The 11,539-nt window shown below is 69.8% G+C and carries 8 protein-coding genes; 6 read left to right on the top strand and 2 right to left on the bottom strand.

Translation table 11 applies throughout. From position 1 onward, the window contains the following. Both G6023_RS01695 and G6023_RS01690 read right to left on the bottom strand, forming a co-directional pair. On the bottom strand, positions 1-2,384 hold a 2,384-nt coding region (locus tag G6023_RS01695; protein ID WP_241727608.1), incomplete at its 3' end, for a (Fe-S)-binding protein. A gap of 174 nt (positions 2,385-2,558) precedes the next feature. Further along, positions 2,559-4,187, bottom strand: coding sequence for a S1 family peptidase (locus tag G6023_RS01690; RefSeq protein WP_096906700.1), 1,629 nt, complete (start codon positions 4,185-4,187; stop codon positions 2,559-2,561). Between the two features lie 239 nt (positions 4,188-4,426). Between G6023_RS01690 and gdhA the strand changes: the two genes are divergently transcribed. From gdhA to G6023_RS01660, 6 genes are all read left to right on the top strand, one after another. Continuing rightward, a complete protein-coding gene (gene gdhA, locus G6023_RS01685) occupies positions 4,427-5,773 on the top strand; it encodes an NADP-specific glutamate dehydrogenase (RefSeq protein ID WP_069388614.1) in 1,347 nt (448 codons plus the stop codon). A 345-nt stretch (positions 5,774-6,118) separates the two neighbouring features. Continuing rightward, positions 6,119-7,972, top strand: coding sequence for a molecular chaperone DnaK (gene dnaK / locus G6023_RS01680; RefSeq protein ID WP_069388613.1), 1,854 nt, complete (start codon positions 6,119-6,121; stop codon positions 7,970-7,972). Beyond that, complete coding sequence (gene grpE / locus G6023_RS01675; protein WP_096906701.1) at positions 7,969-8,586, top strand: nucleotide exchange factor GrpE; 618 nt, start codon at positions 7,969-7,971, stop codon at positions 8,584-8,586. The genes dnaK and grpE overlap by 4 nt, the downstream gene beginning before the upstream one ends. A 114-nt stretch (positions 8,587-8,700) precedes the next feature. Then, positions 8,701-9,882 carry a molecular chaperone DnaJ gene (gene dnaJ, locus G6023_RS01670; RefSeq protein ID WP_120286435.1) on the top strand — a complete coding sequence of 394 codons (1,182 nt, stop codon included), beginning with the start codon at positions 8,701-8,703 and terminating at the stop codon, positions 9,880-9,882. Continuing rightward, positions 9,879-10,316, top strand: a complete 438-nt coding sequence (locus tag G6023_RS01665; protein WP_120286434.1) for a heat shock protein transcriptional repressor HspR — start codon at positions 9,879-9,881, stop codon at positions 10,314-10,316. The genes dnaJ and G6023_RS01665 overlap by 4 nt, the downstream gene beginning before the upstream one ends. Before the next feature lie 54 nt (positions 10,317-10,370). Beyond that, positions 10,371-11,539: AMP-binding protein (locus tag G6023_RS01660; protein ID WP_206680972.1), on the top strand; the 1,169-nt coding region annotated here is incomplete at its 3' end.

The raw sequence follows: 11,539 nt of genomic DNA, 5'->3' as shown, positions 1-11,539 counted from the left end.
GCCGGGGCAGCGGGGGCGGCGGCCGTGGCGGACTCCGCCTCGGCGGCGTCGCGCTCGGCCTGCTCGGCCTCCTTCTCCGCCTTCGTCTTCTCACGCGTGGGCTGCTCCAGCCACGCGGCCTCGCGAGGCTCGGGCAGGCCGCCGTCACGGGAGACGGACTCCAGGAGCAGCTGGGCGACGTCCACGACCTCGACCTGGCCCTCCTGCTCGGTGCCGTCGGTCTGGGCGGTGGCCCCGTCCGAGAGCATCACGCGACAGAACGGGCAGCCCGTGGCGATCTTCGTGGCCTTGGTCGACAGGGCCTCGTCGACACGGTCGATGTTGATCCGCTTGCCGACCGTCTCCTCCATCCACATGCGCGCGCCACCGGCGCCACAGCACATGGACCGCTGGCCGTGACGGGGCATCTCCGTGAGGGTCACGCCCGAGCCGTCCATGAGCTCACGCGGGGCCTCGTAGACCTGGTTGTGGCGGCCGAGGTAACACGGGTCGTGGTAGGTGACGCCACCGTCGATCGGGGCCACCGGCACGAGGCGCTTCTCGCGCACCAGACGGTTGAGCAGCTGCGTGTGGTGGACCACCTGGTAGTCGCCGCCGAAGTCGCCGTACTCGTTCTTCAGCGCGTTGAGGCAGTGGGCACACGTCACGACGACCTTGCGCTGCGCGGCGGGCACGCCGTCGAACGCGTCGTTCATGACCTCGATGTTCTGCTGGGCGAGCATCTGGAACAGGAACTCGTTGCCCGCGCGGCGGGCCGAGTCGCCGGTACAGGTCTCGCCCTGGCCCAGCACCGCGAACTTCACACCGGCGGTGTGCAGCAGCGAGGCCACGGCCTGGGTGGTCTTCTTGGCGCGGTCCTCGAAGGCGCCGGCACAGCCCACCCAGAACAGGTACTCGGTGTCGGCGAAGTCCTCGATGTCCTTGCCGATCACGGGGATCTCGAAGTCGAGGGAGTTCATCCACTCGTCGCGACCGGAGTTGTTCTGGCCCCAGGGGTTGCCCTTGTTCTCGAGGTTCTTGAACAGGCCCGCGAGCTCGGTCGGGAACTCGGACTCGATGAGGACCTGGTAGCGGCGCATATCGATGAAGTGGTCGACGTGCTCGATGTCCACCGGGCACTGCTCGACGCAGGCGCCACACGTGGTGCAGGACCACAGGGCCTCGGGGTCGATGATGCCGGCGGCCATCGGGTCGTCGGAGAGGTCCGCTGTGGTGTGACCGACGAGGGGGCGCTGGGCCTCGAGGCGGGCCGCCTCCGGGATCTTGGCGAGCTTGGCCTCGTCGGGGTTGCCCTCGGCGTCGACCAGTCCGGTCTCCTCGCCCATCGTGGTCTGCCCACCGGCGAGCAGGTACGGCGCCTTCGCGGCACCGTGGTCGCGCAGGGACATGATCATGAGCTTGGGGCTCAGCGGCTTGCCGGTGTTCCAGGCGGGGCACTGCTCCTGGCAGCGGCCACACTCGGTGCAGGTCGAGAAGTCGAGCCAGCCCTTCCAGGAGAAGTCCTCGATGGCGCCGGCGCCGAGCTTCGGCTCGAAGTCCTCGTCCTCCTCGGTGAGCTCCTCGATCTTCTCCATGGTCAGCGGGACGCCGTCCATGGTCATCGGCTTGAGCGGGCCGAGCGCGGTGCGGCCGTCGGCCTCACGCTTGAAGTAGATGTTGAAGAACGCCGCGAAGCGGTGCCAGGCGACGCCCCAGGTGATGTTGCGGCCCACCACGTACAGCCAGACCATGCCCGAGAGCAGCTTGATCAGCGCGAAGATCGAGACCATGAGCTCGTTGGCGGGCAGGAGGGTCGAGAGCGGACCGGAGACCCAGTCGGTGGCCCAGTGGAAGTGGTGGCCCTCCTCGGCCTGCAGGGCGAGCTTGCCGGCCTTGACGAAGACCATGCCGAGGCCCTCGAGGAGCACGACGATCTCGACGAAGTACGCGGCCTTACGGTCGGAGCCCTCGAAGCGGTTGAGGCCCTTCCGCTGGTTGACCTGGCGGATGATGATCAGGACAGTGATGCCGATGACGGTGCCCAGGCCCAGGAACTCGTCAATCGCGTGCCACCAGACCTGGTCGGACAGCCAGGGCCAGCCGCCGCGGGGGTTGAACGTCTGGATGTAGGCCTCGAACCAGACGATCGAGCCGAGCAGGAAGCCCACCATGACGAACCAGTGGAAGAAGCCCACCGAACGTTTGCGGGCCATCCGGGTGTGGGCGCCCACCTCGACGATGACGTTCTTCAATCGGGGCAGGATCGGCCGCAGCCGGTCGAATCCGTCCTTCTGTCCCAGGAACAGGCTGCGCACCATGCGGGTGACGCCGCCTATGAAGGATGCCCAGCAGAACAGACTGAGCAGGACGCCGATCGTCCCGAGTGTGATGGTCACGCCTGACATGGTTCGCGGCCTTTCGTCGCACTTCTCGACGCACGAGCACTCATAGGACCCTGTGGGCGCCCGTCGACTGTGTCGAGGTCAAAGGTAAGCCACGCGGGCCCCGTCTGCCGAGTTGAGGCTGCCCTTACCGGAGCAGACTCCACTCGCAGGCGGGGCCCGCGTGGAAGGGGAGGATCAGTTGGTCCGGAGCGTCAGCCCGGGGTGTGCGGCGAGGACGTCGGCGATCGGGACGGCCGACAGGCGCGGGGTGAACCCGGCCGTCCGGGCCACGGCATCGGCGTCGGCGCAGGTGACGGAGTCCGCGACGTTGGACGCGCTCGAGATACCCAGGGCCCGGTCGCCGGAGAAGACGACGCCGCCGCTGTCGCCGGGCAGGGCGCACAGGTCCACGGTGAAGGCGTTCGAGATGGTGCGCGTGCCCGCCACGTCGATTGTCGTGCCGACCTGCGAGATCGTGCCGCAGGAGAAGCCGGTCCGGAACCCCGTCTTGCAGGCCTTCTGGCCGACGACCGGGTCCGCGGTGCCGATGATCCCCTGGGTGCTGTCCGGCCCGTCTCCCACCAGGTTGGTGCGGAACCGGTCCGCCACGTCGTCGTCGACCGCGATGAGGGCGGTGTCGATGCCCTCCCGCTCGCTGCGGGTCATGGTGCCGAACTCCTCGCCGTCGGCGAGGGCCGCGCGGGTGCCGTCGGCGCCGGCACAGTGCGCGGCGGTGATGACGACGGGCTTGCCGTCCAGTTCACCGTTGAACCCGGTCGAGCACTCGAGGATTCCTCCCGGGACGCCCACCTGGTACCCGGTACCGCCCGTGACGGGCCCCGCCGGAGCGGGGACCGATTCGATGGCCCGCGGCTGGTCCTCGGGCACGGGGGTGCCGGGGTCGACCATGGTCTGGGCCATCATCCCGTCGATGATCGACCCGGTGCCGGGGGTCAGGCCGGCGAGGAGGTCGATGACCGTGCGCATGGGGCCCTCGGGGACGAGGCCGGCGTCATTGAGCAGGGCCAGGCTGCCGAGCGAGCCGGAGTCGCCGCCGCTACCGGGCGCCGCGCCGGTCCCGTCCGGGTCGTCCGCGCGGGTGGTGGCCGGCACGATGCCGTCGACGGTCGGCTCGCCGTCGGACCCGGTGCCCCCCTCGCTGCCGAACGGGGCCGTGTCGAACGCCGGGTCAGGGGCCTCGATCATGTCGATCTCGGCGAGGTCCCGCAGTCGGGCGTCGAGGTTGCCGAGCTGCGCGGCCTCGCCGCCGCGGGTCGTGACGACGACCGCGTTGCGGGTGGGATCGACGCGGACGTCGGTGACGAGGTCCTGCATGTCCTCGGGGGTGCCCTCGATGATCTTGATGACCTGACGCTCGCGCGCCTCGAGTTCAATCGTGGTCAGCGCCACATCCTTGACCGTGAACCCAGACCGGGTGGCCTCGTCGCGCAGCTCGTCTCCGGCGGCGCCGGCCACCACGCCGACCAGGCCGGTGCCCTCCTCGTCCAGCCAGACGCCGCCGAACGACTGACGGAACTGCTGCTCCCACCGGGGACGGGCCTCGGCCAGACGTTCCCCGATGCCGGCCTGGGCGAGGAACTGCTCGGGAGTGAGCCCGAGATCACGTCGCAGTGCCTCGACGAGTGAGGTCAGCTCCGGACCGAGGGCATCGGCCAACGCCGGCAGGGGCTGTGCGACGGCGGGTCGGGAGGCGGACGGAGCCGGGTTACCGGGTGTGGGGGAGGGGGCCGCGCCGGCAGGGGTCGCGGTGACCACCAGTGCCGCGGCGGCGGCGACGGCGGCGAACTTCGAGGTGATACGCATGATGGCCTTCCGGAATGCACGGCTGGGCGACGGCGCGTCGACCGGCAGTGGCTCGGGTTGTCGCGGCTCAGATTACGGAGATGTGATTAGTGAGTCCAGTGTGACACGTGTGATTAGTGGGATTCGATTGTCGATTGATGTGACGACGCTGAGTCGGAGAATCGCGGGCCCTACCGCTAGGCTGCCTCTTCGGCAACGACGTACGCGTCATCACCAAAGACTTATTACCCGGAGGTCCCATGTCCGACGCTGACGCCGCACTTCACGACGCCCTTGACACCGTGGTGCGACGCAATCCCGGACAGCACCTCTTCCGGCAGGCCGTGCACGAGGTGCTGGAGTCGCTCGCACCCGTGGTCAAGCAGCACCCGGAATATGTCGAGGGCGGGATCCTCAAGCGGATCATCGAGCCCGAGCGCGTGGTGTCCTTCCGGGTGCCGTGGGTCGACGACGCCGGCGCGGTCCAGGTCAACCGGGGCTTCCGTGTGCAGTTCAGCTCCGATCTCGGCCCGTATAAGGGCGGATTGCGCTTCCACAAGTCCGTGGACGAGGACACGTTGAAGTTCCTCGGGTTCGAGCAGGTCTTCAAGAACGCCCTCACCGGTCTCGGCCTGGGCGGCGGCAAGGGCGGTTCGGACTTCGACCCGCACGGCCGCAGCGACGCGGAAGTGATGCGCTTCTGCCAGTCCTTCATGTCCGAGCTCGCGCACCACATCGGTGCCGACCTCGACGTCCCGGCCGGTGACATCGGCGTGGGCGGGCGCGAGATCGGGTACCTGTACGGCCAGTACCGGAAGGTGACCGGCCGCAACGAGGCGGGCGTCATCACGGGCAAAGGCGTCGGCTACGGCGGCTCGTGGGCGCGCACCGAGGCGACCGGCTACGGGCTCGTCTACTTCGTCCGCGAGATGCTCCGCGACACCGAGTACAGCCTCGAGGGCTCCCGGGTGGTCGTCTCCGGCTCCGGCAACGTCGCGATCTACGCGGCCAAGAAGGCGGCCCAGCTCGGCGCGACCGTCGTGGCCTGCTCGGACAGTCAGGGCTACGTCCACGACGAGGACGGTCTCGACCTGGACCTGCTCCTGGACGTCAAGGAGGTCCGCCGCGAACGGCTGTCGGCCTACGCCCGGGAGCGGGGCAACTGCACCTACCTGGAGACCGGTTCCGTGTGGGACGTGGAGTGCGACATCGCGCTGCCCTGTGCCACCCAGAACGAGCTCGACGCCGAGGAGGCGCGCACGCTCGCCAAGAACGGGTGCCGCGTGATCGCCGAGGGCGCCAACATGCCGTGCACGGAGCAGGCGGTGGAGGTCATCCACCGGGCCGGCATCCTCTTCGGGCCCGCCAAGGCCGCCAACGCCGGCGGCGTGGCCACCAGCGGTCTCGAGATGCGGCAGAACGCCGGTCGGCTGCTGTGGGACTTCGAGCGGGTGGACTCCGAGCTCGACCGCATCATGACCTCCATCCACGCCACCGCGGCGGCGACCGCCGAGGAGTACGGCGCCCCGGGTGACCTGGTGGCCGGGGCGAACATCGCCGCGTTCCGCAAGGTCGCCGACGCCATGCTCGCGCAGGGTGTCATCTGATCTGATCCGGGTGACGGCGGACCTCGTCGTCGTCGTACCTCCTTCTCCTTCCCGCACCTTCCCCTTCCCATACGAAGAGCGCTCCGAGCCGCACCGCCGAGAGGCGGCGGCCGGGGCGCTCTTCCCGTTGTTGAGCCCGGCGGGCTCAATCAATGGTGTGAGCTGCGCCACCGCCGGAATGGATTCGACAGAGTGGGGGTTATACGGGGCGACAAACCTCAGCGGGCCAGGCTCAACTCGGGTTGACGCGGCAGGCCACCGGCAGGCAGGGTGGAGCCATCGATCCGAGCCTTGAGCCGGGTCCGCTTAGAGAGAACCCGTACACGTCAGTAGAAGGAGAACATCATGGGACGTGCAGTAGGCATCGACCTCGGCACCACCAACTCGGCCGTCGCGGTCCTCGAGGGCGGCGACGCCACGGTCATCGCCAACGCCGAGGGCGCGCGCACGACCCCGTCGGTCGTCGCGTTCGCCAAGAACGGCGAGGTCCTCGTCGGTCAGCCGGCGAAGAACCAGGCGGTCACCAACGTCGACCGCACCATCCGCTCGGTCAAGCGCCACATCGGCACGGACTGGAAGTCGGACTCGATCGACGGCAAGACCTACACCCCGCAGGAGATCAGCGCCCGCACGCTGCAGAAGCTCAAGCGCGACGCCGAGTCCTACCTCGGTGAGGACGTCACCGACGCCGTCATCACCGTTCCGGCCTACTTCAATGACGCCCAGCGTCAGGCCACCAAGGACGCCGGTCAGATCGCGGGACTCAACGTCCTGCGCATCGTCAACGAGCCCACCGCGGCAGCCCTGGCCTACGGCCTCGACAAGGGCGACAAGGAGCAGACCATCCTGGTCTTCGACCTCGGTGGCGGCACCTTCGACGTCTCCCTGCTCGACATCGGCGACGGCGTCGTGGAGGTCCGTGCGACCTCGGGCGACAACCACCTCGGTGGCGACGACTGGGACCAGCGGATCGTCAACTGGCTCGTCGACAAGTTCAAGGCGCAGAACGGCATCGACCTGACCAAGGACAAGATGGCCCTGCAGCGCCTGCGCGAGGCGGCCGAGAAGGCCAAGATCGAGCTGTCCAGCGGGCAGTCCACCTCGATCAACCTCCCGTACATCACCGTCGACGCGGACAAGAACCCGCTCTTCCTGGACGAGACGCTCTCGCGCGCCGAGTTCCAGAAGATCACGCAGGACCTGCTCGATCGCTGCCGCAACCCGTTCCAGGCCGTGATCAAGGACGCCGGCATCTCGGTCGGCTCCATCGACCACGTCGTGCTGGTCGGCGGTTCGACCCGTATGCCCGCCGTGACCGACCTGGTCAAGGAGCTCACCGGCGGCAAGGAGCCCAACAAGGGCGTCAACCCGGACGAGGTCGTGGCCGTGGGTGCCGCGCTGCAGGCCGGCGTGCTCCGCGGTGAGGTCAAGGACGTCCTGCTGCTCGACGTGACCCCGCTGTCGCTGGGCATCGAGACCAAGGGTGGCGTGATGACCAAGCTCATCGAGCGCAACACCACGATCCCGACCAAGCGTTCGGAGACCTTCACGACCGCCGACGACAACCAGCCGTCCGTGCAGATCCAGGTCTTCCAGGGCGAGCGCGAGATGGCGGCGCAGAACAAGCTGCTCGGTTCGTTCGAGCTCGCCGGTATCGCCCCCGCGCCGCGTGGCGTGCCGCAGATCGAGGTCACCTTTGACATCGACGCCAACGGCATCGTCCACGTGACCGCCAAGGACAAGGGCACCGGCAAGGAGAACACGATCATCATCCAGGACGGCTCCGGCCTGTCCAAGGAGGAGATCGACCAGATGATCAAGGACGCCGAGGAGCACGCCGCCGAGGACCACAAGCGTCGCGAGGAGGCGGACGCCCGCAACCAGGCCGAGTCCACGATCTACCAGACGGAGAAGTTCGTCTCGGAGAACGAGGACAAGATCCCGGCCGACAAGAAGGAGTCGCTCCAGGCCGCGATCGCCGACGCCAAGACCGCCCTCGAGGGCTCGGACGTCGACGCCATCAAGTCCGCGGTCGAGAAGGTCAACACCGAGGCGCAGGCCGTCGGCCAGGCCATCTACGAGGCCTCCGCGGCCGAGGGTGCCGAGGCCGGCGACGCGTCGGGTGCAGGCTCGGCCGACGACGACGTGGTCGATGCCGAGGTGGTCGACGAGGACGAGTCGAAGGGTGAGTCCAAGTGACCCGCCCCGAGCAGACCGACGCCTCCGAGAAGGCGGCGTGGGCCGGCGCTGACGACGAGGCCGAGCAGGCCGCCGAGGCGGTCGAGGCCGAGATCGTCGACGACGCCCCGCCGTTGACCGACAGCGATGCCGACGGCACCGCAGCCGATGCCGCTGACGCGGGGGGCGCCCCGACCGGGGACGTTCCCGCGGACGATCCGGCCGCCGCGCTGCAGGCGCAGCTCGACGAGCGGACCGCGGACCTGCAGCGGGTGTCGGCGGAGTTCGCCAACTACCGGCGCCGCGTCGAACGTGACCGCCAATCGATCATCGACACCGCCAAGGGCTCGGTCCTCACCGAGCTGCTGGGTATCGTCGACGACCTCGACCGGGCCGAGGCGCACGGCGACCTCGCCGAGGGGCCGCTCAAGGTCTTCGCCGACAAGGTCCGCGCGCTACTGGCATCCCAGGGTGTCGAGTCCTTCGGCAACGAGGGCGATCCGTTCGACCCGGCCCTCCACGAGGCCGTGCAGGACGAATCCGAGGGATCCGAGCCCGTGCTGGGGACGGTCCTGCGCAAGGGCTACCGCCACGGTGAGCGGACCCTGCGGACGGCGATGGTCAGCGTCCGCTGAGCCCACCGGCCCGCACGCCGACCCACCCCGGATGTGCCGGGGAACTGAGAGAATTCGTAGACCCGAACACTGCAATAAGAAGAAGAACTGCAACAAGAAGAAGGGAGGCGTCTGGTGAGTCAGCGCGAATGGGTCGAGAAGGACTACTACGCCGAACTGGGCGTCTCCAAGTCCGCCACCCAGGACGAGATCCGCAAGGCCTACCGCAAGCTCGCGCGGGAGAACCACCCGGACTCCAACCCGGGCAACGCGGCCGCGGAGGACAAGTTCAAGCGGATCAGCGAGGCCAACGACGTCATCGGCGATCCCGCCCGGCGCAAGGAGTACGACGCCTTCCGCGACCAGGTCACCTCCGGCGGGTTCAGCGGCTTCGCCCCGGGTGGCGGGGGCCGGTACACCGCCTCCGGCGGTGACTTCGACATCAACGACCTCTTCGGTGGCGGCGGGCCCGCCGGCGGTGCCGGGGGATTCTCCGACCTGTTCGGCGGCCTGTTCAACCAGGCCCGCCCGGGTGGCGGCGGGGCCGGCCGCGGCCGGGCACAGCGCCCGCGGGGCGGCCAGGACGTCGAGACCGCCCTGACCCTGTCCTTCCGTGAGGCCGCCCTCGGCGAGACGGTCCAGATCAAACTCTCCTCCGCCTCGCCGTGTCTGATCTGCCACGGCAGTGGCGCGAAGCCGGGGACCAGCCCCAAGGTGTGCGGCACCTGCCACGGTGCCGGCGTCACCCAGCGCACCCAGGGGGCCTTCGGCTTCGCCGAGCCCTGCACCGACTGCGGCGGCACCGGGTCCAAGATCGACGACCCGTGCACCGAGTGCGCGGGTAGCGGCGTCACGGACCGCACCCGCACCATCAACGTCAAGGTCCCGGCCGGCGTCTCCGACGGCCAGCGCATCCGGCTCTCCGGGCAGGGTGAGGCGGGCTTCCGCGGGGCACCGTCGGGCGACCTGTACGTGACGGTCACCGTCCAGAAGGACCAGGTGTTCGACCGCGACGGGGCCGACCTGCTCGTCGACCTGCCGGTGTCCTACCCGGAGTTGGTCCGCGGCGCCCAGGTGTCGGTACCCACGCTCACCGGGCGGGTGACCGTCAAGATCCCCGCTGGCTCCCGCGACGGACAGATCCTTCGGGTGCGCGGCCGGGGTATCGCACGCAAGTCCGGAACCGGTGACCTCAAGGTCACTCTCCGGGTGGCCACGCCCCCCGCCGGGATGGCCGAAGCCGAGCTCGCCGCCTATGACGACGCGTTGCGCGCCGCCGGCTTCGATCCGCGGTCGGGCTGGGCCGGGTCGGCATGAGCCCCCGGCGGGACGTCGGGGAGCTGGGGCCCGACGACAGCGTCCTGGTGATCTCGGTGGCCGCCGAACTGTCCGGGCTGCACGCCCAGACCCTGCGAACCTACGACCGTCTCGGGATCGTCACCCCCGAGCGCACCAGCGGCGGTGGGCGACGCTACTCGCTGCGGGACGTGGCACTGCTCCGCGAGGTCCAGCGCCTCAGCCAGGAGGAGGGCGTCAACCTCGCCGGCATCAAGCGGATCATCGAGCTGACCAATCAGGTCGACGCCCTGCGCAGCCGCGTGTCCGAACTGGTCGAGGAGGTCGCCGAACTTCGTCGCCGTTCCGGGTCCTCCGGCCGGGCGGGCGGTGAACTCGTCCACGTGCCCCGCTCGACGTCGGTGGTCGTGTGGCGGCCCCGTCACCAGCGGGAGACGGGCCGCCGCGACGGCTGATGACCGGATCCGCCCGACTTTCATAGCGAAGCCTCACCTAATATAGTTCGGCGCGTGACCGTCGCACGTACGCATCAGGGGCAGGCTCCGCCCGGCCTGTTCGACGAGTCCGCCGGGCGCGGCACCGCGGTCGCCGTGGTGACCGACGAGGCGGAGTACACCTACTCCGCGCTCTCCCGGATGAGCGCCGAGCGCGCCGCCGAGTACCCGCCCGTGACGACCGGCCGTCGCCTGATCGGCCTGGTGGCGACGAACACCATCGAGTTCCTCGTGGACTATCTCGCCGCCCACTCCGCCGGCCACGTCGTGCTCCTCCTGCCGCCGGACGGCGCGGCCACCGACAACCTCCTCGCGGCATGGCACCCCGACGTTGTCGCGGGGGACGGCCGACCCCTCCCGGCCGGGGTGCGCACGGCGCCGCCGCGGCACGACCTGCATCCCGACCTCGCACTGCTCCTGAGCACCTCCGGGTCCACGGGCGCACCCAAGCTCGTCCGGCAGTCCCGGCGGGCGGTGCTGGCCAACGCGCGGTCGATCGTGGACTACCTGGGCATCGTGCCGGGGGACCGGGCGATCACCACCCTGCCGCCGCACTACTGCTACGGCCTGTCCGTCCTGCACAGTCACCTGCTGGCCGGCGCGTCCGTGGTGCTCAACTCCGACTCCGTCTCCGCACCGGCGTTCTGGGACCGGGCGGAGGCCGGGCAGGTGACGACGTTCGCCGCCGTCCCGCACACGGTCGAACTCCTCGAGCGCGTCGGTCTCGACCGGCTGGACCGCCTCACCCGCCTGCGCTACCTCACCCAGGCGGGCGGGCGCCTCGCGCCGGAGGCGGTGCGTCGCCTGGCCGCGCACCTGGAAGCACGCGGGGCAGAACTGGTCGTGATGTACGGCCAGACCGAGGCGACCGCGCGTATGGCGTACCTCCCCCCTCACCTCGCGCGGACCCGTGCGGGGGCCATCGGGATCGCGATCCCCGGCGGCTCCTTCCGCGTCGACCGTCCGCGGGGAACCGATCCGCACGCCCCCGGTGAGCTGGTGTACCGCGGCCCCAACGTGATGATGGGGTACGCCCGCACCTCGGCCGACCTCGCCCGCGGGCCCGAGCTCGACGAGCTGCGGACCGGGGACCTCGCCCGCATCGCCGACGACGGCCTCGTGGAGATCGTCGGGCGGATGGGGCGCGAGACCAAGATCTTCGGGCACCGGATCGACCTGGGTCG

This window comes from Dietzia sp. DQ11-71, assembly GCF_014144995.1.
Classification (GTDB): Bacteria; Actinomycetota; Actinomycetes; order Mycobacteriales; family Mycobacteriaceae; genus Dietzia; species Dietzia kunjamensis.
Note: the sequence above shows the minus strand (reverse complement) of the source record. Positions and strands in the feature narration are given on the sequence as shown.